General features: G+C 44.6%; 32 protein-coding genes, 2 tRNA genes and 1 pseudogene. 27 read left to right on the top strand and 8 right to left on the bottom strand.

Features of this window, described 5'->3' with window-relative positions; all coding sequences use genetic code 11:
* The first annotated feature begins 207 nt into the window (after positions 1–207).
* The 27 genes from H3001_RS15595 to H3001_RS15460 all read left to right on the top strand — a co-directional run bounded on the left by H3001_RS15595 (position 208) and on the right by H3001_RS15460 (position 20,267).
* Positions 208–283, top strand: a tRNA-Phe gene (locus H3001_RS15595).
* A 428-nt stretch (positions 284–711) separates the two neighbouring features.
* Positions 712–1,965: a site-specific integrase gene (locus H3001_RS15590; protein WP_181215420.1), complete on the top strand. Its 1,254-nt coding sequence runs from the start codon at positions 712–714 to the stop codon at positions 1,963–1,965.
* Positions 1,966–2,202: 237 nt separating this feature from the next.
* Positions 2,203–3,354: a hypothetical protein gene (locus H3001_RS15585; protein WP_181215419.1), complete on the top strand. Its 1,152-nt coding sequence runs from the start codon at positions 2,203–2,205 to the stop codon at positions 3,352–3,354.
* 2 nt (positions 3,355–3,356) lie between these two features.
* Positions 3,357–4,247 carry a DUF1419 domain-containing protein gene (locus H3001_RS15580; protein WP_181215418.1) on the top strand — a complete coding sequence of 297 codons (891 nt, stop codon included), beginning with the start codon at positions 3,357–3,359 and terminating at the stop codon, positions 4,245–4,247.
* A 57-nt stretch (positions 4,248–4,304) separates the two neighbouring features.
* On the top strand, positions 4,305–4,922 hold the full coding sequence (locus H3001_RS15575; protein WP_181215417.1) for a DUF4313 domain-containing protein: 618 nt from the start codon (positions 4,305–4,307) through the stop codon (positions 4,920–4,922).
* A 13-nt stretch (positions 4,923–4,935) separates the two neighbouring features.
* Entirely contained in the window at positions 4,936–5,091 is a 156-nt protein-coding gene (locus H3001_RS15570; RefSeq protein WP_181215416.1) for a hypothetical protein, read from the top strand.
* Between the two features lie 12 nt (positions 5,092–5,103).
* The gene (locus tag H3001_RS15565) at positions 5,104–5,418 is read left to right on the top strand and encodes a hypothetical protein (protein WP_181215415.1); all 315 of its coding nucleotides are present in this window, start codon (positions 5,104–5,106) and stop codon (positions 5,416–5,418) included.
* Between the two features lie 30 nt (positions 5,419–5,448).
* Positions 5,449–6,120: a hypothetical protein gene (locus H3001_RS15560; protein WP_234154600.1), complete on the top strand. Its 672-nt coding sequence runs from the start codon at positions 5,449–5,451 to the stop codon at positions 6,118–6,120.
* A gap of 29 nt (positions 6,121–6,149) precedes the next feature.
* The gene (locus H3001_RS15555; RefSeq protein ID WP_181215414.1) at positions 6,150–6,410 is read left to right on the top strand and encodes a hypothetical protein; all 261 of its coding nucleotides are present in this window, start codon (positions 6,150–6,152) and stop codon (positions 6,408–6,410) included.
* Between the two features lies 1 nt (position 6,411).
* Positions 6,412–7,116 carry an eL43 family ribosomal protein gene (locus H3001_RS15550; protein ID WP_181215413.1) on the top strand — a complete coding sequence of 235 codons (705 nt, stop codon included), beginning with the start codon at positions 6,412–6,414 and terminating at the stop codon, positions 7,114–7,116.
* Positions 7,113–8,093, top strand: a complete 981-nt coding sequence (locus H3001_RS15545) for a hypothetical protein (RefSeq protein WP_181215412.1) — start codon at positions 7,113–7,115, stop codon at positions 8,091–8,093. The genes H3001_RS15550 and H3001_RS15545 overlap by 4 nt, the downstream gene beginning before the upstream one ends.
* 16 nt (positions 8,094–8,109) lie before the next feature.
* Entirely contained in the window at positions 8,110–8,325 is a 216-nt protein-coding gene (locus H3001_RS15540) for a hypothetical protein (protein ID WP_181215411.1), read from the top strand.
* A 40-nt stretch (positions 8,326–8,365) separates the two neighbouring features.
* The gene (locus tag H3001_RS15535) at positions 8,366–8,659 is read left to right on the top strand and encodes a DUF4120 family protein (RefSeq protein ID WP_181215410.1); all 294 of its coding nucleotides are present in this window, start codon (positions 8,366–8,368) and stop codon (positions 8,657–8,659) included.
* 93 nt (positions 8,660–8,752) lie between these two features.
* Positions 8,753–10,357, top strand: coding sequence for a hypothetical protein (locus H3001_RS15530; RefSeq protein WP_181215409.1), 1,605 nt, complete (start codon positions 8,753–8,755; stop codon positions 10,355–10,357).
* On the top strand, positions 10,326–11,285 hold the full coding sequence (locus H3001_RS15525; protein WP_234154604.1) for a zinc-binding metallopeptidase family protein: 960 nt from the start codon (positions 10,326–10,328) through the stop codon (positions 11,283–11,285). The genes H3001_RS15530 and H3001_RS15525 overlap by 32 nt, the downstream gene beginning before the upstream one ends.
* Before the next feature lie 6 nt (positions 11,286–11,291).
* Positions 11,292–11,555: a hypothetical protein gene (locus tag H3001_RS15520; protein WP_181215408.1), complete on the top strand. Its 264-nt coding sequence runs from the start codon at positions 11,292–11,294 to the stop codon at positions 11,553–11,555.
* Positions 11,556–11,787: 232 nt separating this feature from the next.
* Entirely contained in the window at positions 11,788–12,726 is a 939-nt protein-coding gene (locus H3001_RS15515) for a hypothetical protein (protein WP_181215407.1), read from the top strand.
* Positions 12,723–13,577: a DUF4121 family protein gene (locus H3001_RS15510; protein ID WP_181215406.1), complete on the top strand. Its 855-nt coding sequence runs from the start codon at positions 12,723–12,725 to the stop codon at positions 13,575–13,577. The genes H3001_RS15515 and H3001_RS15510 overlap by 4 nt, the downstream gene beginning before the upstream one ends.
* A 19-nt stretch (positions 13,578–13,596) precedes the next feature.
* A complete protein-coding gene (locus tag H3001_RS15505; RefSeq protein WP_181215405.1) occupies positions 13,597–14,331 on the top strand; it encodes an N-6 DNA methylase in 735 nt (244 codons plus the stop codon).
* 11 nt (positions 14,332–14,342) lie between these two features.
* On the top strand, positions 14,343–15,230 hold the full coding sequence (locus H3001_RS15500) for a DUF932 domain-containing protein (RefSeq protein ID WP_181215404.1): 888 nt from the start codon (positions 14,343–14,345) through the stop codon (positions 15,228–15,230).
* Between the two features lie 80 nt (positions 15,231–15,310).
* Complete coding sequence (locus H3001_RS15495; protein ID WP_181215403.1) at positions 15,311–15,583, top strand: hypothetical protein; 273 nt, start codon at positions 15,311–15,313, stop codon at positions 15,581–15,583.
* 30 nt (positions 15,584–15,613) lie between these two features.
* Positions 15,614–16,210, top strand: coding sequence for a hypothetical protein (locus tag H3001_RS15490; RefSeq protein ID WP_181215402.1), 597 nt, complete (start codon positions 15,614–15,616; stop codon positions 16,208–16,210).
* Entirely contained in the window at positions 16,207–18,150 is a 1,944-nt protein-coding gene (locus tag H3001_RS15485) for a hypothetical protein (RefSeq protein WP_181215401.1), read from the top strand. The genes H3001_RS15490 and H3001_RS15485 overlap by 4 nt, the downstream gene beginning before the upstream one ends.
* Position 18,151: 1 nt before the next feature.
* Positions 18,152–18,481, top strand: coding sequence for a hypothetical protein (locus H3001_RS15480; RefSeq protein ID WP_181215400.1), 330 nt, complete (start codon positions 18,152–18,154; stop codon positions 18,479–18,481).
* A gap of 164 nt (positions 18,482–18,645) precedes the next feature.
* Positions 18,646–19,692 (top strand): hypothetical protein, encoded by a 1,047-nt coding sequence (locus H3001_RS19520; protein ID WP_246368648.1) that lies wholly within the window; start codon positions 18,646–18,648, stop codon positions 19,690–19,692.
* 138 nt (positions 19,693–19,830) lie between these two features.
* A complete protein-coding gene (locus H3001_RS15465; RefSeq protein ID WP_181215399.1) occupies positions 19,831–20,088 on the top strand; it encodes a hypothetical protein in 258 nt (85 codons plus the stop codon).
* A 105-nt stretch (positions 20,089–20,193) separates the two neighbouring features.
* Positions 20,194–20,267, top strand: a tRNA-Arg gene (locus H3001_RS15460).
* 55 nt (positions 20,268–20,322) lie between these two features.
* Here H3001_RS15460 and H3001_RS15455 read toward each other — a convergent pair.
* The 8 genes and pseudogenes from H3001_RS15455 to traN all read right to left on the bottom strand — a co-directional run.
* Positions 20,323–21,165, bottom strand: a pseudogene (locus H3001_RS15455) (IS3 family transposase); the annotation flags it as partial.
* Positions 21,147–21,668, bottom strand: a complete 522-nt coding sequence (locus H3001_RS15450) for a helix-turn-helix domain-containing protein (RefSeq protein WP_181215398.1) — start codon at positions 21,666–21,668, stop codon at positions 21,147–21,149. The gene H3001_RS15450 and the pseudogene H3001_RS15455, both read right to left, overlap by 19 nt.
* A gap of 278 nt (positions 21,669–21,946) precedes the next feature.
* Complete coding sequence (locus H3001_RS15445; RefSeq protein ID WP_394367816.1) at positions 21,947–22,429, bottom strand: glycoside hydrolase family protein; 483 nt, start codon at positions 22,427–22,429, stop codon at positions 21,947–21,949.
* A gap of 14 nt (positions 22,430–22,443) precedes the next feature.
* Entirely contained in the window at positions 22,444–22,944 is a 501-nt protein-coding gene (locus H3001_RS15440) for a DUF3872 domain-containing protein (protein ID WP_181215397.1), read from the bottom strand.
* On the bottom strand, positions 22,941–23,816 hold the full coding sequence (locus H3001_RS15435; RefSeq protein WP_181215396.1) for a toprim domain-containing protein: 876 nt from the start codon (positions 23,814–23,816) through the stop codon (positions 22,941–22,943). Before H3001_RS15435 ends, H3001_RS15440 begins: the two co-directional genes overlap by 4 nt.
* Positions 23,813–24,655 carry a DUF4116 domain-containing protein gene (locus H3001_RS15430; RefSeq protein WP_181215395.1) on the bottom strand — a complete coding sequence of 281 codons (843 nt, stop codon included), beginning with the start codon at positions 24,653–24,655 and terminating at the stop codon, positions 23,813–23,815. The genes H3001_RS15435 and H3001_RS15430 overlap by 4 nt, the downstream gene beginning before the upstream one ends.
* A gap of 4 nt (positions 24,656–24,659) precedes the next feature.
* Positions 24,660–25,217 carry a conjugal transfer protein TraO gene (locus tag H3001_RS15425; protein ID WP_181215394.1) on the bottom strand — a complete coding sequence of 186 codons (558 nt, stop codon included), beginning with the start codon at positions 25,215–25,217 and terminating at the stop codon, positions 24,660–24,662.
* Positions 25,214–25,920 (bottom strand): conjugative transposon protein TraN (gene traN / locus H3001_RS15420; RefSeq protein ID WP_246368647.1); only part of this gene is annotated, 707 nt, incomplete at its 5' end. The genes traN and H3001_RS15425, both read right to left, overlap by 4 nt.

Genomic DNA, 25,920 nt, shown 5'->3' with positions numbered 1-25,920 from the left:
GAACGATTCAGATGCCATAAATTCGGTTTCGAAGATATGGTGATTCTTATTGCTTGTGGATTACACAACTTCAGAATCAGCCACAAAATGAGTCATATAACAAATTAATCTATATAATGTCTAATATTTATTTTATTTTTTGCCTCTAAAAGTTGGAGGTTAAAGAAAAAAAGCATACCTTTGCACCGTAATTAAAAAACAACATTTGGTGCCATAGCTCAGTTGGTAGAGCAAAGGACTGAAAATCCTTGTGTCCCCGGTTCGATTCCTGGTGGCACCACCAAAACAAACGGTTTTTTCTTGAAATCCCCTGAAATACAGCTATTTCAGGGGATTTTTTTATTCCCGCGACACACAAAAACTTGCAGATTTAGGAATTTAAAAATGTCCCATTCGGTGGTTTTTTTTCAAGGCCACAAAAAAACCACCGAATTCATCATACTTCACTTATTTTCAATTATTTGTATTGACCATTCTCAGGTGCAAAAATCTATTTTTGCATACCTGCTTGAATAGAGGACACAGATTACCGACGGATCAGATAATTTTCGTATTGGATTCTTCCATTCAAAATTACCAAATCCCAATTATGGTATACAAAAATCGGTGGTTATTTTACTGCCGGCGCAAAAAAACCACCGATTTCTATACACCCTACTCTTTTCAAGTTTGACGAACTAACTGAATGTGTCACACTAAAAATGAGAAGCGATGAAACAAGGTACAATGAACATTCTATTCTTCGTTTTAAAAACAAAATTGCTGAAAAATGGAGAAGCTCCCATTTTAATGAGGATTACCATTAATGGACATTATGAAGAAGTAAGAATACAAAGGAGCATCCAATTGAAATATTGGAACGCTTCAAAAGGTTGCAGCAAGGGGAAAGACAGGGCATCCATAGAACTGAATGACTATATAGCCATGCTCAATACACGTGCTTATGAAAAATACAAGGAACTGATTTTTGAGCAAGCCTTGATTACACCGAAAGTCATATTAAAACGGGTGTTCGGAAAAGACGAGAATATCCATACAGTACTAAAGACAATAAATAGTGAAATAGAGGCAATGGAAAAAGTTGTCAATATAGACTATTCACCAGTTACAATCAACCGATACAAAAATGTGTTGAAAAAACTGGAAAACTTCATTCCCAATTACTATAGTAAGGAAGATATTACATTCCATGAATTAAGTCCTGATTTTATCAGAGCGTTTGACACCCATCTGAAAACCAATGGAGGACTATGCCGAAACACCATCGTCCGTTACATGAAATGCCTGAAGAAGATTACCAATATGGCACTGGCAAAAGAATGGATGCGTAAAAACCCTTTCTTCGGATATAAAATGGAACAAGATGAAACCGACCCTGTGTTTCTCACGTACAACGAACTGCAAGCAATCGAGAACAAGAACTTCGAGATTCCAAGATTGGAGCTGGTGAAAGATATTTTCATCTTTGCATGCTATACAGGTTTGGCGTTCGCTGATGTTTCCACTTTAAGACCGGAAAACTTGGAACAGGACAATAACGGCGACTGGTGGATTAGGAAAGGACGTGTCAAACTGGAAAGACGAAGAAAAGCCTCTTCCATTGCCAATATCCCCATTCTTCCAGTTCCTTTGGCAATCCTTAAAAAATATGAATCACATCCGCTGTCGCTCAAAAAAGGTACTTGTCTACCTGTTTTCTGTAATCAAAGGCTAAATAGTTATTTGAAAGAAATCGCTGACGTTTGCAAAATCAACAAGAATCTGACCACCCACGCTGCAAGGCATACATTTGCAACAACAGTCACACTCGCCAATGACGTACCGTTACAAGAAGTGTCAGCCATGCTCGGTCATTCCTCTACAAAGATGACACAACATTATGCAAGAGTCATGGACAAGAACATTAAAGATAATATGAATACGGTAAAAGAAAAGATGAAACAGCAACAAGCTCAGACAACCTGATTGCTAGTAACATAACCACCATTATTTCATTTCTTACCGCAAAATTAGTCCTTTGCCCCTGACTGTACAAGGCAGCCCTTCGGGCTGGTTGGCTGGAAAAAAATCATCCTCGCTTCGCTCCGGTATTTTTTTCCGCCAAGCCTTGTACTGTCAGGGGCAAAGAACAGCCAGGCAGGTAAGAAATAGAAATACTGGCTCCAGGGAGCCGGTCATGTTTAATTAATATATAAAAAAAGTATGACTGAAAAGGCTGAAATGAAGGTATGTGAAGGAACAGTAGCAGACCTTATCGAGAACACCATCATGCTGACGAAAAAGAACGCACACAGAGTCAAGCGCATCAAAAAGCATGGAACGGAAGAAGAAACCGTCCTTTTCCATTTCCGAAAACGAAGCACCGGAATGGGATATTACGTGCATACCATTGAATCAACCGAAGGAGAAACAGAACTCCATCCGGCTGATTTTGAAAAATGGGAAGTTGTCGAATTTTCCTATCCGGGTTATCTGGAAGACTTATGGGAAGCAGCCAACAGTGCTTACAGGTGGAGCTCGTTTGAACCGGAAGCACGGGCAGAAACGGACATTACGCTTTATGAGAAACAACTGGTGGAAGACCTCAAATACATTCCCGAAGAAAAACATGCGGAATATGTCAACGCATACCACAACAAATTCTCTGCCATGTTGAGTAGTCTTTCACGGTGTGCCAGCCCAATGGTGACCGGACCGGCAAAATTCAACCACCAGCGCAATAACAAGTCATTGGACACATATCAGAAGAAATACGATGAATTCCACGAATGGCGGAAACGGTTCAAGGATGCAATGGAAAAAATGAAGGAAGCTGCCAAACCGGAAGAACAAAAACAGGATGAAGCATGGAAACGGTTGAAACGTGACATTGAGAGCAGTGCACAGACCATCAATGAGATTGATACAGGACAGGCTAAAGGATACCACCGTGCATTGTTTGTCAGCAGCATCCTGAACAAGGTCAGCACCTATGCCAACAAGGGAGAAGTTGAAATCGTCCAGAAAGCGGTGGACTTCATCACCGAATTCAACTGCAATTGCAGAAAACCGGTCATTACACCCCGTAACCGCTTTTTCAACTTACCGGAAGAGGCACGCATGGCAAGGGAAAAGCTACAGGAGTTCCGAGAAAGGGAACAGCGGGAAGAAAGTTTTGAAGGAGGCAGGCTGGTCTGGAACTACGAGGCGGACCGGTTACAGATCCTTTTCGAGAACATCCCCAATGATGAGAAACGTAGGGAGTTGAAAAGCAACGGCTTCAAGTGGTCTCCCAAATACCGGGCATGGCAACGCCAGCTTACACGGAATGCCGTAAGCGCAGCCAAAAGAGTGTTGAACCTTCAAAACATATAATTATGAACAAACAAGAGAAATATGTCATAGATTCCCGATACTTCAGCGGATATTGTATTACCTATATGAAGGACGGAATACGAAGTGATTTCGGAGAGGAAACACTCGAAGAACTACGCATACGGGAAAATAATCCGTTCCTGATTGCCGTCAGCCGATCCAGAATAGAAAAAATGTTACAGATCTATCAGCAGGGACTGGCCGGACCGTTCAAAGAAATCACGGAAAATGAATATTACGATTTGATGGATATTCTGCCTCCCCTACGCCTGCAAACGGACTCGTTCTTTGTCGGAGAACCATACAGCGGAAGCTTATATTCCTTCTGCTTTACACGGAACAACCGCTATTTCCAAGGTCTGCGTTCCATTAAAACCGAAAGAAACGAACTGGACAGACAGATTAGCCGACATATGGAGATCATATGCAGAAACGCCACACTTCTGAAATCCGATTGCATACATCCAACAGAAAAAAATCAAGGCGGTATAGAACTGATACCCTATTCCTTTTCATTGGACGGAAAACATCCACTGTTCATCTGTAACCTTGTCATAGGAAAAGACTATAGTCAGGCAAGAGCGGACATGGCCCGGACACTGAGGAGCCTGCGCAGCAATAATTACCTGTTTTACAAGGGAAAAGGAGGATATGATACTCCGGATGAACTGATAGATTACGTCTCACACAAGAAATTTACCCTGGCATCCAACGGCAGGTTCTTCCAATATCCTCCAAACAGGGAATCAGTAACATTTGTCGGACAAGTCAAGGAAACGGATGAAGAATTCCTCTACCGAATTTATGACCGTGAATATTTCCTGCATCTTCTGAAAAGATTGAGGTCAGTGAAGAAAGACTCCGGACATAAAACCGAGAACATCAAGGCATAAAAATAACCTGGGAATATGGTGGCACTTCCATCGTATTCCCAATAAAAACAAACTGATATGGACACAAGTAACAAATTATACTGGAAAACCGCCACGGAGCCTGCGGATAATATTGAAGTAAGGCTTATACTGGACAACTACGCCAACAATGACAATCTGTACATCGGTCTGGAAACACCTGCGGATGGAAACCGGGAACAATGGGAATCCTACACGGACCTTACCATCAACTGCAATTCACTTCCACCGTTCCATGCGTATGTGGACAGCCGTGACTGCAACAGGCACGCTCATGAATTCCTTATCCGCAACAGGATTGCCGAACCGACAGATCTGGAATATAACGGATTCAGAATATTCAGGTTCAACCCGGAACGTCTCAAGGAACTGGCTCCTGAAAAATTCAAGACAATCAGTGCCAAACTGCCGCCACAGGATGACATCATAGAATACATTGTTTATAGAGAAAGACGTTTCCCCATACGTACGGTTTACGGCAATCACGATACATATAATGTTTCAATTAAAGAACTGGAGGACACATTGATTGAAGGAGCCAAAAACCAGGACGGCACTGCAATCGAACTGCTGGATAACATCTGCCTGTTCTGTTCAGAGCAGGAACTCCGGTACCTGACGGACGAGGAACTGATAGAAACAATTTACGAACAATAAAACTGAACATATTATGAGATCCGGAGACATCGTATTTCTGAAAGTGCCCTACAAAGGCTACAGGGTTGTGGAACTGATTGAAAAGCTGGAATACCGCTGGCTGGTACGGATAGTTGACAGCGGACTTGAACTTGAAGTGTACGAGGACGAACTGGTTGCGGAAGATTAAACGAAAAAAGTCATGGAACAATATCAATTTACATTCCATTCCGAAATCATCGGATTCACATCCCCGGACATAAATAAGGTATGCAGGGAGATAGACAAAAGAGTGGAAAAGGAAAAGACGAATGCCATAAAAAAGGACATCGAACTCCATATGTACGAAAACATTGAAGGCATTCCGCACCTTGTCAGCACCTGTTACCTTTATGACGGACATGGCAACCTCATACACGGGAGCATAAATGAGACGAAAAAGTATCTGACAGAGACATGGAGATACCATAAAAACAGGATACATGGAAACATAAGACCTTGTACAAGCTGTGTTTAAGAATATTGTCAAACCTAAAAAACGACCGACATGGACATAAATGAATATACCCAAAAAGAGACTTCAGACCTGCGTATGCATGAAGCAGAACAGTATCTGAGAAATCCGAAAAATCCGTCTTTCCTTCAAGTCATCATCGAAAAGAAAAAACGCACACTGTTCATTAACAGGGACAACGGTATTATCGGAATAAAAATACCACAAAAACGTAATAAAGGACTTGTTTTCTCCTCATGGAATACCATAAGTAAAATCTGTTATCCGCAACCGGAAGAAGAAAGGAACGAAAAGCTGGTCAGGAAATACCAGTCTCTGGCCGCAAAAGCGACTTTCACCAATCCATACCTGAGAAAAGTGAAAGCTGCCGTTCCGGGAAAGAGCCTGTATGAAAACGGTCTGACAACGGGAGTTCCCATAGAAGGGGAAGTCATTACATTGGAGGCAGTAAGAAAATGGTGCGGGGATTATACGTATAACCAGTTCCAAGAAGCACTGAAGGAAAAAAAGCAATACAGGTCCGGGCGTTTCAACTTTCGAGGGTATGACGGAACCCTATGGCTGGAAACATATCAGGAAGGAGACAGCTATATGAAACAGGGAGACATACACGGAGGTTTCTCAAAAGAGAGAAGGAACTGCCTGAACGGGTTCTACTATCTGCTGATAAACGACAGCAATTTTATAGGTTACGATATAGACTGATAAAGAAACTGGTATAAAGACATACGGATATGAGAACAAAAGCCAATATAGTCAGCAGCTTCATGTTCTACATGTGGAACAAGTGGAGCCTGGAGGAATGCATGTACGTTTTCAACAACGACCCGCATTTCTGGAACAAATGGGAATATGCCTGCGAAAGCGGGACAATGGGGGCGGCCGAAAGGTTCTATGCGGAACTGTCAGACCATAACCGCGAACTCCTGGTAAACAGGGCGTGTGAATTATATTACGGCAACAGGAATATATCTGACAACAAAAAAACAGAATAACATGGAAACGAATAAGAAAAATCCCCGATGGGATACAAAAATCAAACAATGGCTAAGGAGACAGATTCAGAAAAAAACAGTTAAAAATCACTCCACATGCGACTCCCCCCAACACTCATATGGAAGATGGGTATGCAGAAAATGCGGTTCTCCCAATGTACGGACTAAAGCATGGATATACCCCAACAGGAACAACAGACTGATTTCATACATGGATACCGGAGCGTATGTGAATAATTTTTGTGAAGATTGTCTGGAATACAGTGTCCTTATAGAAGAGGAAAAACTGAAAGACGCTTTGAGCAGCTTTTGGAAACGACTTACCATTAATGAAAAAAAGTATCTGAGCGGATACAATGAGTACGGCCTTCCTTCGGAAAATGCTATGACGGAAGATGAATATGCTTCTTCCTGTGAACGTTTTTGGGAAAAACTCTCTATGAAAGAAAAAATACGCTGTATGGATGGTTCCAACTCCCATGAATTGAAAATCAAAATACATCACGAGCCCGACTGGAGCAGCACCGCATATCAAATGGTTTTAGAAAACATCAAATCACTATGCAATAACGGTTTAAAGATGGATGAAATACTGGCAGCTACCACTGCTAAGGAACTAACATTAGAACAGGCCCATATGGCTTATATCCATCTGATGGAGTGGGCATATGGAAATTACATTTCAATAAAAACTCAAGAGCCATGAATGAAATGCTACAATCTTTAGAACAATATCTTCCTGAATATACAGACCTGTTCTATGTGGACTACAGAGAAGATCTGGACGAACACGAGGACATCCAGGAGAAATGTATCCGTTCCAACAGCCTTGAAAGTCTCTATGAGAAAACTTATGAATGGTATCAAGAACAGGAAATAGAAAACCTACAGGAATATATGGAACAGGTAAGAAAAGAGATGAAATCCTGCGGCCTTCAGGACGTATTCCATGAATGCGAGGACAATATCAGGGACCTGATATATGAACGTAACCAGTCCGATCCGGTCAAGGACCTGATACGGAACTCTTCCGTAACCAACATGTTCTATTCCCTCGGCATTGAGATTGACGGCTATCATACCGGTTGTCCGGAACGGGGGGAATCGGTTGCTATGGCCTGTTACAGGATACGCCGTGCATTGCGCCTGAAAAAAGGCGAGTTTGACGAGCTGATTGGGGAACTGGTGGAAAACGCCACAGGAGGCGGCGAACTCCGTATCTATTTCAATGCCATGTTTGACAGCCTTCTCAGCCGTGACAGGGAACATGATTTCAAAAGCATACGTTTTTACGGCAATGTGATTGTAGCCATCACTGACAGCCGTGAAGGTTCAGGCTACCACGTGAAAATCCCGCTTGACCTTACATTCCCATTCAAAAGGGACAACCTGTTTGTCGACTCACAGGTACATTACTCCTATGCGAACGAAATATGCGGCATGAGCAACGACTGGTGCGATTCAACCCGATGGGAAACCGGTTTCTTCCCTATCAACGGCAAAGTCCACAAAAGCAAGATGGCAGAACACCAAAAGCAGGAAGCGGAATATGAAATGACATTCCGGAACGGGCAATGTACCTTCGGTGACATGAACTACAAACGGCACCGGAATGTCCGCTATTCCAACTCGTATCCTGCGGGATGCAGATGTACGGATTGCGGAACTTTCTGGATTGACTGAAAAACAAAGCAAAAAAATGAGAAATATAGATATACAAGAACTATCAATAGGAACAAAAGTCTACTGGCACGATCCTGCCGGAGAGACTTCAGGCATTTATGAAATTCTGATAATGCCTGATATAAACGAACTGACGAAAGAAGAACTTGAATACGATGATCTAATTCTTCTTATAGGTGACGGATTCAGTGAAGCTGAAGTATTCATTCGCGAACTTGATATTTTGTATTAATCAGACAATAAACATTTCAACCACTAAAAACTATAATAATATGAAAATCATGTGTACACAGGAGCATTACGACAAGGTCGTACAGTATGCCAAATCAATCAATGACAAGACACTGGAAAACTGTCTTGAACGTCTCAAACAATGGGAAAAGAACAAGAACTGTCCCTGCGAGATCGAACTCTATTTCGACCATGCCCCCTATTCCTTCGGGTTCTGTGAACGTTATCCTGACGGAAGGACCGGTATCGTCGGAGGACTTCTGTATCACGGAAATCCGGACGAATCGTTTGCGGTCACTTTAGAACGTATCCATGGATGGAGCATCCATACATGACCAAATATGATTGAATATACATAAAAGCCTCATTCACACCCGAATGGGGCTTTTTCATATTCATACAATTAATCCAATAAAAATAATATCAATATGCTATACTATCAATTCAACGGCTACGAAGGATTCAAGCTATGTTTCGGACTTGAACAGAGAAACAACGGCACTATGGTAAGAAAAAACAAAATACTGCTTGACCATCTCAAACATCGTCCGCTCCTAAAATATTGCAGGGAGAACAATGACTATACCCTGCTGAATATCCACAATATGGCAGATCTTCAGGAAAAGATACAGGGTGCTGTAAAAGCATCAGGAAAAGAAGACGAAAGCCTTCCTTATAAAATAGAACTGATCGGAGAAACCTACTGGTCTGCCAAATACAGGACAGATGAACACAAGGGACTATGCGGGGATATGGACAAAGCCTCCATATGGTATGTGAACATTAAGCGGGACCGTCCATTCAAAATGAAATCAGGTAAATTCATGAGGTCTGTCATGGCTGAAACAAAAATCGGACAAATCATATCTCCAGCTGTTCTTAACTGGCTTTCAGGAGATGTGTTCACGCAAAAATGGCAGACATACATGTACGGGCAGACATCCGATGTAACGCTTCATGTGGACAGCAATTTCAAGAAGATATATACCAGAGATAAATGCAAGGGTAATTTCAACTCATGCATGGCGGATATGAACAGGGACGACTTCTACAAATATTCGGTCAAGGCTCAAGCCGCCTATATAACCGATGCTGAAGGAAGCATCCTGGCAAGGGCCATACTGTTTACCGATGTATCAGACAGCGACGGAGGAAAATGGAGACTGCTCGAAAGGCAATACTCATCTGATGACAATGCCATCTTCAAGCATCTGCTGATAGAGAAACTGATTCATGGGAAGCATATTGACGGTTACAAGATTGTAGGAGCCTCATGCAATGACGCAAGTGCTTTTGTCAAGATTGACGGAACCTCACTACATGACAAGAAATTTGAAATAGAGTGCGATTTGGAGGAAGACGGCACCTTGTCCTATCAGGACTCCTTCAAATGGTATGACTACACGAACAGAAAGGCTTACAATTATCCTCACGCCAACTGGTCTCACGAACTGGACACAACAGATGAAACTCTCTCGTATGAAGAGGAGTGCAATGAGGAATGGGATGAGTACCACCAGTATTATTGTGAGGAAACAAGAACCTGCTATTGGAACGGGAGAGAAATAAGTGTGGATGCCAATAACCTGGATGATTTCGAATGGATATGTTCAAGAAATGAATACCATCACTATTCCGATATAACCGTTTGTGAGGAATGTGAGGAAGCCATGTTGGTTGAGGACACGAAACATTCGGATCTAACCGGAGGACAGTATTGCTGCCAAACATGCAAGGAAGAGGCTGAAAAGAGATTTAAATCCAAAAACTGGCATTATTCCGAATATGACGATGAATGGTTCGAGAATGAATATGATATAACAAACATCAATATCTACAACGATCAGACACTGTTATACGAGAAAAAGACCATCAGCATAAGCACATTACAGGATCTGATCATGGATGAAAAAATATGGTTTTTCGATGACGAAGCCTTTAATGCCGTCAATCCGGCTACCCGTTTCCCATATAATTACAAACATCAAAACAACCCGAGCCATGAATACACAACTTCTGAAGCATCTGTATAGCATCTACAGTCCAAGTGGCAAGGAAACCGGGATGGTCCGTTTCCTGTGCTCTTACATAAATACACTTCCTGGAAATATCAGTATTTCAGAGGACCGCTACGGAAACCTTTATGTGATAAAAGGAAAGAGCGATACCTATCCCTGCCTCATAAGCCATATCGACCAGGTATCATACTGCAATCATTCCGTTGATTTTAAAGTCATTGAAACAAAAGATATAATTTTCGGATATGCCCATTCACGAAAACGTTTTGAGAATTTGGGAGCAGATGACAAGAACGGCATATTCGTATGTCTGGAATGCCTGAGAAAATTCGATACCGTCAAACTGGCATTTTTCAGGGAGGAGGAAACCGGATGCCAGGGAAGCAGCAATGCATATATGCCGTTCTTTGATGACGTGCGTTTTGTCATACAGCCTGACAGGAAGGGCAATTCCGATCTGGTTGTAAACATAGGCTGGCAGACCTTATGCTCTGAGTGCTTTATCCAAGCCATAAACCCGCATTCATGGGGATATAATGAGACAAATGGACTAATGACCGATGTCATGGCACTGAAAGAAAACGGGTTGGCCGTCAGTTGCATCAATGTAAGCTGCGGATATTACAATCCGCATACCGATGAAGAAATCACGGTAAAAGCCGACCTTCAGAAATGCATCGGTTTCGTGGAACATGTGATAACCGATTGTACAGATATCTATACATATCTTCCTGACAGCGATTTTTACAATCCGTATGAATGTGAGGAGCAAATTTATGAGATACTATGGCACAATCCCTCCCTTACCCCCGAAGACCTGCTGGACATGTACTCTACCAATTTTCCGCATCTCAAACTGGAAGATTTTAGGAGAATCCACGAAGCCATATGCTCTGAGTTTGGGACAGAATATTTCAAAAGAATCCATCAATACTTAAAATGACCGATTATGACAGATTTATGTATTGACATGCAGGATGTGCATAATGCATCGCTTATATTATGGTACGTCGCAACCGGACTGGACCTCATGGAACTTTCCATATATGCATTATGCGTATACAGAAAAAACAAAATCAAAACACTCCTGAAAGTAGAGGAGGAATTTCTTGATGTATGGCATCCGTTTCTGACTCCAAGAATCATCTCATTGCGGGATGACGCATTTACTTTCCTGTCTTTAAACCTGTTGTACCAATGGATATTCCACTGATATATAAAAATGGCATTCTCATTTCTTGCCGCAAATATAGCCGTTTGCCGCGCAACCCCAGCAAGGCGGCCCTACGGGCTGGTTGGCTGGAAAAAAATCATCCTCGCTTCGCTCCGGTATTTTTTTCCGCCAAGCCTTGCATGGGTGCGGGCAAACGGACAACAAGGCAATCAAGAAATAAAAATGCCTGTACCACAGGCCGGTATGTACGAACAATAAAAAATTCAAAGTCATGATTACAGATTCAAGGACACAGAACAGGCTGTATGCGGATACGGATACAGTCCTCTTTTCATTGGAAAACAGGAAAGAAGCGACAGACAGGATGATGGAAATACTGAAAGACACACCGGAATACCTGCAAGTGATGAACCATGTTCCCTCACATGCCATGGAAAACAGCGATGACGGATGGTGGAACAGCGAACATGCCGATTCTGTCATTTCATCTCTCATGGAAACATTGGACAGTTACACACCTGAAGGTTACCGTTTCGGACCGCAATCCGGAACCATGGACTTTTACGGCTACTGGAAAAGCGGAATCGGAAAGAATGTCCTCTACCATGTCCACTATACGCTCCAGACCGGTTACGAATGGGGAAAAGGACTCCCGCATGACAGGACAGAAGCCTTTTACCGGGAAATATCCGGATTATTCCGTAAATATGGGTTCACCGTCAGAAAAGAAGGGAAGTATACTCCGGCAACCTATATCGTCAAAGGGAAGACAAGGTTGCACGTACATCCCATGGAAATCAGCGGATATTGTGAAGCCCTGCACATTCCGGAAATCACACGGATACTTACAGGAAACGGAGACAGCTTCCGGCTTGTACGGGACAGCATCCTGGAAGAGGTCTATACCTTTACCGAAGAAGAGGAACTGGAATATTACCGCAACAGATACGGGAAACACATACTGGATGACATCAGGAACGCCTTCAGATGCCGGAAAAAAGGAAAAGAGGAGATTCTATCGCTGATGGCTTCAAGGATAAACTCAGCGACGACCTCCCACCTGTACGGAACATGGCACGGTTCTCCGGCATACCGGTTCATACAAGAAGCATATGAGAAACTCGTGCAGAAAGGTGAGCTTATAGAAACCACCCGGCGTATCGGATACTGCAACATCATATTCACCACACTCAAAACCAATGCCATATGAACAGACAGACAACAGACCCTCAAAAGAAAGGGATTACAGGTCTGACATCCGACGGTTTTTACAACATATCAGATCTGGAGGATATCAACAGGAACTATGCCTATCCCATAACCCCACGCGAAGTCAGAAAGGTGAACAGCCTGATTGGCCTCATCAGAAAGGCAAGAGAGCAGGACGGACCGGTCGAAGGCGACTCGGTAGAGTTCATCTCGCGTACAGGGGACTATTTCGGGGAGGCGCATATCGAGAAAATTATCGGAAAACATTCGCATATATGCCTTGCACCTGAAATGCAGTTCTGCTTCATGGACAGAAAAAGAGCGGCATTTGAAATCGAAGGCAGTCCTTGGACACAGATCAGCACATCCCTTCTGGTCCCGGCAGGAACCGCGGTTAAAAAGTTCCATACATGGGGCTACGGCAGACGCCACCATAAGGGATACCTTCAGTTCCGGACATCCGTACGCAAATGGAAATTCCGGGAAGCCGACCCACTTTACGACGGATATACCACACGGAACTGGCAGAAATACCATATCATGAAACACCGTGATCCCGAAAGAAGGAACGAATACACCTACCGCAGTGACGGTTTCACTGTATACAGCCGGAACGAGCTGGACAGACTGACCGAAATCCTGCACGGGAAACTGTACAAGGGTATCTTCCCGAATTCACTGGTTCTATGGGGATACCGGATGGAACAGAAGGATATGTCCCGCAAGGAGTGGAACGAAATGAAAGGCCGTGGACAGCTCCTCATGGATTTTCTGGATTACGGTCCCGTACGAATCCTTGCGGATGACAAGCATCACACCGTAACAATATATAGAATAAATGACCACACATGACAAAGAACAACGAAACGATATGGCACGATACGAAATTTCCAACGAAGTAAAGCCGCTTGACAAGCTCATTACCGGATTTGCCGGTTCATGCGGATACGACATACAGACAGTTTTCAACGACTTTCTGCGCTTCATCATACATGGTTTCTCTCCAGGCGCACCTCCAATGAGAGACTGGAAGTACAAACGCCGGCAGAACATCGCATTTATGGAAATGACAACCCAGTGGACACTCATCATGCAGAAACAGATTGGAAGATCCGGATGGTTCGACGCATTCGGGGAACTCCATATGGCATATTGTTCCAAACCAGGACAACAGGCAAGCGGACAGTTCTTCACCCCGGCACACATCTGCGAACTCATGGTCATGTGTGCGACAGACAAAAAAGAGAGCGGACAGAGAATGGGAGACCCCACATGCGGAAGCGGAAGGCTCCTGCTGGCATACCATGCGCACAATCCGGGAAACTATCTTGTAGGAGAAGACATCAGCCGCACCTGCTGCATGATGACCGTCTGCAACATGCTCGTGCATGGATGTGTCGGAGAGGTTATCTGCCACGACAGCCTCCGACCGGACAGTTTCACCGACGGATGGAAGGTCAATCAGGCGCTGCACCTTACCGGAATTCCCTCCATCAGACGCATGAAAGCCGAGGAATACAGAAATCCAATGCCGGAGAACATCAGCCGTTTTACTGAGGCTGCCCGGCTCATCAATATATTGGACAAATCATTATCAACCATTTAAAAATTATAATTATGGAAACTTTAGCAGTATTGAACAATCAGAAACAATTTGATTTCCAGAACAACGGAATCGAAGTGATGAATCTTGAAACGCTCCAGCGTACCTACAAGGAGAACGACATTTATGGAAATCCTGTAAGGGGAATCTACCACTATCAGGTCATAGATCGCATGACGGACATCTGCCGGCGTCATAACCTCAGTTACGAAGTGGAGGAAATCTTCGCCGCACAGAACAAGAACAGGACACAGCCGGGAGTGGTCATCCTTCCGCAGGTTGAACAGACCTACGGAGAAAAGGCAGTGGAGGCACATGTCCTGCGCCGCATCTTCACCACCATCCGAATCCTGAACGGGGATACGGACGAACTTACCACCACACTCGTGGTAGCCTACCATCAGGACGGAATCCAGGCGGCAATCGGCCCATGTGTACGCATCTGCCACAACCAATGTATTCTCTCCCCCGAACGAAGCGTTGCCAACTATGGCAAGGACAAGGTGACGACCGAGGAACTGTTCGAGAAGGTGGATGACTGGATGCGGAATTTTGAGCGTGACATGGATGCGGACAGAAGCCGAATCCAAAGGCTCAAGGAAAAGGTGTTGACACCAGGTGAATTGTATATGATAATCGGAATGCTCACCGCCATGCGTGTCTCCCACGACAGCACGGACAAACGGCTGACATCCAGAGTGGAAACCTACCCCCTCAATCAAGGACAGATTTCCGTCTTTACAGAGGAACTGCTCAAACTCTCGCTTGAAAAGTCCCAAATTACCGCATGGGACGTGTATAACGTATCCACAGAAATATACAAACCCGGAAAGACCGATTTCCCGGCCATGATCCCGCAGAACGGAGCAATGGCGGAATTCCTGCTTTCCTACAATAATTGACGAGAATTATAATGGTCCAGTCCGGTTTCGCCACAAGCGGAATCGGACTGTCCGTTTTATGAACCTAACATAGATGTATTATGGTAAAGAGCAGTGGAAAGCAGACTGAAACATATATCCTGTTCAGCTGCAACGCATGGCATGAATACAGTTCATTCGAACCCCAGGCTGTTTTCAGCTCTGCTGACAAAGCCGAAGAATTCCTGAAAAGAAACAAAAGAAGGCTGAAGCTGGAAGATGACGACATCAAATGTTTCATGCAGTACCATCAGACACAGGGAAAGGGCACAAACTACCTGATACAGCCCTGTCCGTTAGACCCTGCCACCATGCAGGAAATAGGACTGGGATAACAAACCAACCATATATAAATTACCAGAATCATGAATGAAACGACTTACATCGGCCTGTCACAGCCGGACGGAATAAGGTATATTACCGTCATGAGAGGTGGCGATTTCGATAACAACGGAATGATACTGAAAAACTTCTACTGTAAGGAAAGCAGGATAAGACAACTGCTCAAACTGGGAGACCTGTTCAGACTGGGAGGCAGCCCGTACAATCCGGCAAGTCCGGAAAATGAGAGAAACGATAATGTCCATTGCATGCCGCTCGGGAACGGACAGGCACATGAAATCAAGGACAAGGAAACCTTTTTCCTTTTAGGAGAATGGACCTACCTGTATGAGAACGGGAAATGGATGCTCGGACATGGTGGAAACATATACGACATCAGCCGGGCAAGCTTCAGCGTATTCATACCGGAAAACAACCGTATCCCCCCGGTATTTGATGACAGAATCAGGTTTGCCACAATAGACAGCCGGGGCACACTGGAGTTCCTGAACGGATTTGTCTACGGATGGGACACATGGGAAACACTTCAGGACAGGGTGGATGTCAGAGAACAGACTGTCTATGTATTCAGGGAGACGGAACTTATCAGAATAATAACCCCCAAAAACAGAAAATCATGAAAGATGTCAATGTAACAAAGGCAATATCCTGCCTGCCGGAAAAATTCATTACAATGGAAATGGCCGAAATGGCGGCAGCAGAGCATCGTGCGGAACTGGTAAATTATCTGCCGGAGCCTATGATAACCCCAAAGATTCTGGACATGATATTCGAAAACGAATATTCCGGATGGGAATCATGGAACCTGTCAAGGATACCGGAAGAAAAAAGGAACCGGGACATCTGTCTCAGAGCCGTAAAGGCAGACAGAAAGAATTTTCCATATGTTCCCGAAAAATACAGGAACGGGGACATTATCGAAACACTTTTCCGTTATGGGAGTTTTTTGGACAGCCTCCATATCATACCGGAATCTTCATGGAACATCCAGACCGTAGCAAGCGGACTGTACTCCCTGTGCAGAAGTATACAGAATTCAAGAGGCTCCTGGAAAGGGCATTACACGTCCGACCGTGAAGGTCTGGATTTCATACGCACAGCCAAAGTCATGCTCTCCTTTGTCCCTCCAAGAGCCAAAGGCTTCAGACTCTGGAAGAGACTGATTCGGGAAGAACGCATAAGCATCCATACCATTGACAAGATAATACCTAAATGTTTCAAACAGTCAGAATATTACAGGAGGTGGTGCATACAGTCCATAGGCGAAGTGGATACCCGATGGCTGGACTACGATACCGTATGGAAAGCCATATCGGAAAAGACCGGTAACATACAGGATCTGATAAAATCCCCCAGGCATTACAAATGGTTCTCGGAACATGCGGACGATGCCATGGCAGACAAGGTGGCAGAAGGGGTTCCGGAACTGTTCAGCCGGCTTCCCGAGAAGTTCAGGACAGAAGAAAGGCTCATCAGGGTACTGGACGGGAAAAAGGAAATCAACGACTACTATTTCCCCATCAGCCCTGAACTGGTGACAGACAAAGTCTGCCGGGCACTGGCAAGAAGGGATTCCTTCTATCCGGACATCCCCAAAGAAATATGGACAAAAGAACTTGCGGAATATATGACAGAACACGGCAGAAGCTTCAAATGGCTTTCAAAAATGCCGAAGGAACTCCAGGACAGGAATATTGCAGACAGAGTGATGGCCGAAAAGCCGGAATACTTCTGTTATCTCAGAAAGGAATTCATAACCAACGAAATGTCGATGAATCTATGCCGACAGAACGTACACAATGTCAGCCACTTCAAGGAAAGAAGCACAGAGTTCAGCAGATATACCGGACTGCCGGCCGAATTCTACGGTTGCGAAACGGAACTGGAGAACATAAGGGAACGGGGCGACAACCGCCGTTACTGCCGTATCGGACTTACATACATCGCACTCCAGAGATGTGAAAAAAGATATGGAGAATATGAATATTACCTGATCATGACACGCCACGCCAACCGTTATCTGCCTGCCCGTACCGTATTCCGGAAACGGATTGACACGTTCCACAGGACATGGCTGGAAAAGACCGTCTGTGACAACGACCCTGAGTTCAGGATGCCGAAGGTCGAAAAAGAGCTGAAAGACGTACAGGCCATGCGCTATTATGACGTGCAGCATATCCGTACCATACTCGGATGTGACATCTACCGCAACACCTTTATGGGACAGACGGTGGAATACTGCATCAGGAAGAACGGGCTGACCTACCACGACACAAAGCCGGAGAAACTAGTACCGGGACTCCATCTGAAAATAAGAAAACTCAAGGAACAGGCCGCACTTTCCGAGAAAACGCATGACTCCAAGGAAATCAACGCGGACATGCTGCACAGGGAAATGGGATATTGCCTGACCGGAATAGAAGCCTTCGCGGAAGACTACGGTCTGGATGTGGAACGCAGCTACACCATAGGAGAACTGAAAGAAGCCATACATTCCAGGGGGTACAAACCTTCATTAGAGAAATACAAGACAGAAATCCAACTTTTAAATCTTATTTGATATGGGTAATATACAAAAAAAGATAGAAATAATAAGAGAGGAAATCATAACCTGCATACTGACTCTCATGCGTTCCTATTCGGTTTCCGAAATCACATTGACCGAAACAGACAATCCCGTTTTTATAATATGGTTCGACAAGACCGGAGAACCGTGTGAATGTCGTGTACATAAGGTAATTGCAGCAGATGAAAGCATTTTTCTTGAGGTGTATGACAAAATAACGGGAGAAACCCATAAGATTACAAACAGACACGAAACGGCACTGGCCAATCCGGTATGTCTGAACGAGATACTGGAAGCCATAAAGAATATAGAAGCAGCAAAGTAAAACTGTTACAGCTTTCGTGTTTACGGAATAAGCGCAATGCCTTTTATGCATATTCCGTCACATTCATCTACATAAATACAAACTTAAAAATTATTTCATATGAAAACTTTTGAAAAAGACATTGAACAGCTCGGGAAAACATCATAAATTCCATACTCTCGCTCATGAAAGCCAACCAACTTACTGAAATCACACTTGAAAGCGACGATCATGACCCTGTGTTTGTAATCTGGTTTGACGATTTGGGAGACCCGGTTGAATGTACCGTACACAAGATAAAGGATGTCGGGAACGACATTGTCCTTGAAGTGCACAATAAGATTACGGAAGATGCGTATGACGTAACAAGTGAGTACGAACTGGCACTTGCCAACCCGATATGGCTAAACGAAATGTATGAGTTCATGCTCCGGATTCTGTCTCAAACAGAAGGAACAGGAACGGAAGTAAATGCAATATGTTGCAGGTGCGGAAGTACGGACGTAACCTGTGAGGCGATGATAAACCCCAATACAAAGGCATTTGACCACTACACTGATGAGTCTTTCCTATACGGATGGTGTGACAGTTGTAAAACAGGCACAGTCATCAGCGACACGGCTGAGGTAAAGGACGAAATACTGCAACAATACAGTAAGTTTACTGCAATTCACAATAAAGAACCGCAACTGGCCCTGTGCCGTATCATCTGGAAAGACAACATGAAAGATACGGAAGTTACCATTGCACTTGAACACATTCCTGAGGAGCTTGACAACAACATATTCTTCTATTGCAACAGCCTCTCCGATTTCATGGCAATGGCAGAATACGGATGTGAGGATTTCATCGTTATAGAATGTATTGAGTTCACAGACATACAAACATCGGAGAAAGAATGTCAAAACCCGATGGAAAACATACGTCCAAAACCATCTGCTAACCAATGCAATATGGATTTACATGAATATTATCAGAAAAGCAGGCATGAAATCAATTCGTCCATCATGGAAATGGCCGGTGAACTGGCAACCGCATGCCTTGTCAACAAGTACAACCGTCCTTTTGAAGAGTTTGTTGAACCGGATGAAGAAGGAAATCCGGAAAGTGGCACACACTACAAGGATGAATATCAGGATGAATACAACCGCTTCTACGATAAAAGCTATGCCCGGATTGCCGGTCTGATGAAATTCGATGTAACCGAAGAAAACGGCATTACCAGACAATAGACATGGAATTAAAAATGAAAACGGACCGGAATATCTTCATGGGGGTCCGGTTCGTTAAACAAACATCATAACAGACAAAGGAACAGGACATCAGAACTCTATATTCTGTTCATGGTTATACTTAAAAAACATAAACGTATGAAATCAACAACGCTTAAAATAGGAGATAAAATCCGGATTAAAGGAGAAGGTTTCTTCGAAGAATTCCCGGTTATGCCCAACCATACGATAATATGCCACGGGCTTGACGTTACTCCGGAAATGAGACAGTACTGGGAACGGGAAGCCACAGTAGTGGAAATCGACACAACAGGGAAAAATCTCATGTACGGCTTGTCGGTAGATTGTGGCAAGCATTGGTGGAGCATTGAAATGTTAGAATCAGAAAGCAATTAATCAGGAATAAAACAAATTATTTTATTGACTAAAAAAGGTAAAAAATTATAGAAAATTATTTGCCGCTTTCCATAAATACATTATTTTTGTACCGAAAATAAAGTTGGTTCCGTAGCTCAGTTGGATAGAGCAACAGCCTTCTAAGCTGTGGGTCCCGCGTTCGAATCGCGGCGGAATCACAAAAAGGGTTGCCTTAATAATGAAGTGACCCCAAAAAGTTGGACAAGTTAAACATTATCCCGTAATAGAAAGAGTTCGGTATTGTACCGGACTCTTTCCATTTAACCGGGCTTTGATTCTTTTATTGTTATAATATTCAATATATTTATCCAAAGCCTTTATAAAGGCTTCAGGAGATTCAAAATTCTCGGTATACAGTAATTCAGACTTCATAATTCCAAAGAAATTTTCCGCCATAGCGTTGTCAAGGCAGTTACCCTTACGAGACATGCTTTGTACTATATGATGTTCTTCAAGACGTTTACGGTAGCCGTAGTGTTGGTATTGCCATCCTTGATCAGAATGGAGTATAAGTCCGTCAAGACTGTCAAACCTTGTGAACGCTTTATCCAACATATCGTATATCTGTTCCATATCCGGTTTTCGGGAGATGTTGTATGATATGATCTCACCGTTGAACATATCCAATATCGGGGAAAGATAAAGTTTGACAGAACCGATTTTTATCTGTGTTACATCTGTCGCCCATTTGCGGTTGGGGGCTTCTGCCGTAAAATCCCTGTCTATTATGTTCGGGGCTATCTTGCCAACCTCACCTTTGTATGAGCGGTATCGTACCATGCGTATTTTGCTTTTAAGCCCTAAGTCACCCATAAGCCTCTGGATGGTCTTATGGTTTAGCATAAAGCCACGGTTATGCATCTCCGCTGTTACACGCCGATAGCCATATCGTCCCTTATGCTCATGAAAAATTAGTTTGATTGATTCCTTTTCATTGGAATACTTATCAATCGTTTTAAGCCGCTTCAGATGGTAATAGAACACAGAACGAGCCATCTTTCTTAACTTCAATAACAAGTCAAGAGGATAATCCGACCTTAGTTCGTCGATGGTTCGCGCCCATTCAGAAGTGCTTGGGCCTTCTTTGCCTCGACTAAGGCCTTCGCTTTTTTTAGCAGCGCGTTCTCTGCCCTCAGGCGGAGATTTTCAGCCTGAAGCCTCTCAAGTTCCGTTTGCGGTTCTTTCTTCTTTGGACGTCCCATAGGTTCTTTTAATGCTCTTCCCTGGCGTTTGGACGGCGCAAGAGCTTCGTAACCATACTTACGTACTGTACTGACCCAGCGTTGTAGAGCCGTCTTACCAATTCTGTATTCTATTCTTACATGGGATAAAGGTACACCTTTTTCCAATATTAAACGTACTACTTCTTCTTTTAATTTAACCGTAGGACGACAATGTGGTTGTTGTTCCAGTCCAGAACGACCATATTTGTCCCACATTCTCACCCATGCCAATATCTGAGTCTTATTGATATGATACTCCTTTGACAAATGAGCTATTAACTCTCCTTGTTTTACCCGGCTAACGATAATAAGCCTTTGTTCGTAACTGTACTTCATAAAAAACACCCCAAAAGTTTTGTGTCTAACTTTTGGGGTGCAGTACAATAATAAGGCGACCCTTTTTTATTTTATTCCTTCTTAGTTTAGAAGAAAATTTTCTTGCCGCAACGCAAATTCCTTGCAAAATTCATCGACCATACCACCAATCTCCTAACTTTAAACTCTGAGAACATAGTGGTATTCGTTTAAATGTCATAACTTGGCACTATAAATCCAATACCTTGCTATATTCCTATTTAACAATAGATTGAAGTGATTCTTGTATCAGACTCTTGTTAATGTATATACAACAGCTTGTATTCCTCTTTCCTCCGCCTTTCGATAGAGGAAATCTTCTTACCCTTATAATGGCAATACTTTATGAAATCCTCATAAATATCCCGGTTGCCGGACTCCAGTTTCCTTATCAGCGTACTTTTGGGCATTTTCCCATGACCGAGCAGACGGTATGGTCCCACCTGGTAAGCCAGACACGCGACCAAGAGCGAATCCTTTCCCAGATGCCGGAACAATGCGCACATCTCCTTCAAATCCTTCCTCAGAATCCGGTCTCCGTCACTTTCGGTCAGTTTCTCCGGAAATCTCTCCCCTTTGCGGATACGGTGTCCATAGGCCACATAAGGGTAACATTCCGGTCCATGCCAGCCCTCGTATTTTTTGATGCACCGGACTGCCAAGCTCCAGCGTGATACCTGTACGGTATCCTGAGCCGGAACACCGGCCACCCACAGCACCGCCACCGGCAATGCTGACCTCAAAAACGATGAAAGTGCTATCGGGCACCTCCTTCACCCTCAGGGAGTGTCTCTTCCGGAATTTCCTCTCCATCATCCGAACTGTTGAAATCCAGTTCTATGTCAATGGTATTTCCCCAGTTGTCCTCCACCGTGATGATCAGGTTCTGAGCCTCCTCACACAGGGAAGTATAATACAGACGGAACTTCCTGTTCTCAAGCAGATAGCGGTCGTTAGGCTTGAACTCAAGCCCGTTGTCCAGTTTCAGGGAGCCTTCCCCGTCATACTGGAAATAACGTATGGTATATATTGTTCCGTCAAAATCCCCCTCACTTTTCAGTTCGCAGCGTATTTCCGCCGTCTCATTCTTTTCCAGTTCTTTGGGGACAGGCATGGTTTCCACACTGAACGGATAGCTCTGCTGCACTTCCAGTTCGGAATCACACGATACCATGAGGGCAGACAGCAGACCCATACAAAACAAAACCATACGACCGATTATAGCCATTCCTCTTTTCATATTCTTCTCCTTTTTCATTCGTTTTTCCTTTTTCTTGTCAGATATTCATTCAGATCCTTGTTCCCTTCATACATCCCGGAACAGTCCGACACCTTTTTCCCATAACGCTCCACAAGTATTTCAAAGGCTGCCTTTCCGGCAGGATCACGGTCAAGATAGCACCGTACCGTGCTGTATTTGTCCAGCACGTCATACGACCGTTCCAGATTGGACACGGAGTTCAGCACCAGACAATCCTCGTCCGTCACAACCCTCAACACTACCGCCGACAGAAAATCCGCAAAGCCTTCAAACACACAGCACGTATCCTGTTCCCCTCCGGACAGTCGGATGCAGGATATGTCCTTCGGGGAAATACATCCTTTGAACATCGGATTGCGAAGCTCATAACCACCGCTCCGATTCATAAAGCCTATGGCAAAATACCATTTGCCGCGTATGCGGTATTCGACTTCCTTACAAAACCGCATGGCAATAAACGGAGCAATGCCTCTTCCTCTCAGGTAGTCGGTCAATGCCTTACGATGCAGTTCCTTCACCTTTACCTCCTCAAAGCAGGAAACATTCGGGACCTTCTCACGTTCCCTCAAATTCAATACCGGCAGCACGCCTGATCTTTTAGAAAGGAATTCCAACTGCTTTTTGAAATCCATACAGCCTGTCAGTTCCCCGACAAGACGAAAGATGTCTCCGCCTTTCCCGATGCCGAAATCGAACCATACATTCCGCTGCGTGTCCACCTTGAACGATGCATTCCTTTCATCACGCAGTGGAGAACAGTACCAGTATTCCGTTCCCCGGCAACGCTTGGGCATAGATCCCAGCTGTTCAAGCAAGCCGGTTATGGGAACAGCCCTCAACCTTTCCACATCCGCAGACTGCCATTTCATAGCTTCAGCCCTCCTTTCTTCCGGTTTTCAGGCATATCCTTGAAATGAAATCCGCCGCGTTTTGGGGAAATCTGCCTTTCCGACTTCTGTTCCTCCTTTTTGCACTGTTCCTGATAAAGCTCCCTTATCCCGTCCACACTGTACCTTTTCCCTGTCGTTTCTTTCAGCCGCCTGGCAAACGTGAATATATTGTTGCCGTTCTTGACCGAATCCGGCAAAGCATCCGGCTTCAGCAAAAAAAGATAAGGATACTCGTTCTCTGCAACCATACACATCTCCGCAGTCCGGCGTTCCCGGGGAATAAAAAGGAAGGAACTTCTGTTTGCCCGAATGCCGGCCATATACAGCTCGTCCGTCTTCAGTTCCTCACGGATGTTCCGGCTTGACAAGGCCTGATTTCCCGAACTCAGGACAGCCCGGAACAGCCTTTCTTCCGTATGCATCCTCTCCGGCATATATTGCAGACTGTTGCCGTCAATATCGACCAGATAGTCGGCAATCCTGTCATCGAACTGCTCCGGACGCATTGCAGAAGCAAAACTGGCGGCACCAGGTCTGTCAAGGGAATCCACAAGGCATTGTAACACAAGATTCTTGTCTGGTATGGAAGCAACAATGTCAGGGAAGGAATCGGGAGCCGGACTGCTCCTGTAAGCCTCCAGGCACATCTCCCTTGTCTTCATCTCTTCCGGAACGTACTTCAGGTTATAACCGCACGACCTCACAAATTCCATGCACAGCTCCGGAGTCTTGTGCTCATCCGGGACTTGCCCCAAATTGACCCATCCTTTTTTGAGCATATCCTCATATCTGATTCCATCTGATTTCTTACCATTCATACACTCAATCAATTACAATCCTTACACCTAATCCATATAACGTATTGCTGCATCCCAGACTTCCTCCCCAAAGGAAACGCTCGCGCACAGAAGCGGTCAGCGCGAAACGGTCGGCAAGATACAGTTCCATTTCCAGCGTAAGGGCGCATCCGTAAACAAATGCATCCCCGTTCTTCAGCGTGGCACCGTCATAGAGTCTTTTCTCGGACCAGTTCACGGTCTCATATCCGGCAAGTGCGGAACCGCCGAGGTTCAGGAATACCACCTTCCCCGCATCGGACAGCAGATTCAGGTAGTACCCGCCCTCCGCCGTAAACTGTGCCGAGGGGACGGATATGTTCCGGTAGCCGTGCTTCCTGTGCAGATATTCCGCTCCATACACCCACTTGTCACCGCCCTTGGCATAGCTTGAAAGTGCCATACCCATATAGTATCCGTTATCGGAAGCCGCTCCTCCACGCATTTCAATGCCCTGCATTCTCGGGAGGAGACGCTGGGCGTCTGCCCGTCCCGCGGAAAGGACAAGCAGCAATGCCAGCATATACAAAACTTTCGTTTTCATCGCACCTTCAGTTCGTTGATGGTTTCCGCACGCACCAGGTCTTCGTTGACCACCTCAAAACTCTGGTGACGGCCTCCCTGTTTCTCAAACATTTCCACGACCAGTTTCTTGTCGTCAGGTATCGTGAACTTCGGCAGCGCGAATACCGTACATTCGGAATCCTTTCCGCCAATACGTGTCACATAATTGTGTGCCCTCAGCGGATAGATGACCTGTTCCTGCATGGCGGTACGTTTCACCACCTTCTTGTCCACCACCTTGAATGTCACAAAGTCCACGTCAAAGGGCACATTGGACGAGTTCTTCACCTGTGTATGGAAATACAGCAGGTCGTTATGGGTGTACAGTCCTTTCAGCAGGAACTGGATACCGAAACGCTTGCAGCCGATATGGCGGATGCGGCGCCTGTCATCCTCATACACCGATTTCATTATCAGACGCACCAGACGGGGGGATTCCTCGGCCAGCTCCGTCAGATAGATTTCCATAGCATTGTTCGGGCGGTTCACCGTTTCCCCGTCATGGATGAAATCACACATCTCCACGTTCAGAAGCAGCGGCTCGTCGGCATATTTCACATGTAGGCTCGGTAATGGACGCCTTGCCACCTTTCGGTGGTAGGTTTCCCATAACCTGCCCCCGAACCGTACGTGCAGGTCTCCCTGCATACGGCTCTCCACTGGTAATATCAGTTTATTTGTCA

Origin of the sequence: Phocaeicola faecicola (assembly GCF_013618865.1) — a bacterium.
Lineage (GTDB): Bacteria > Bacteroidota > Bacteroidia > Bacteroidales > Bacteroidaceae > Phocaeicola > Phocaeicola faecicola.
This window is presented reverse-complemented; position numbering and strand designations above follow the sequence as displayed.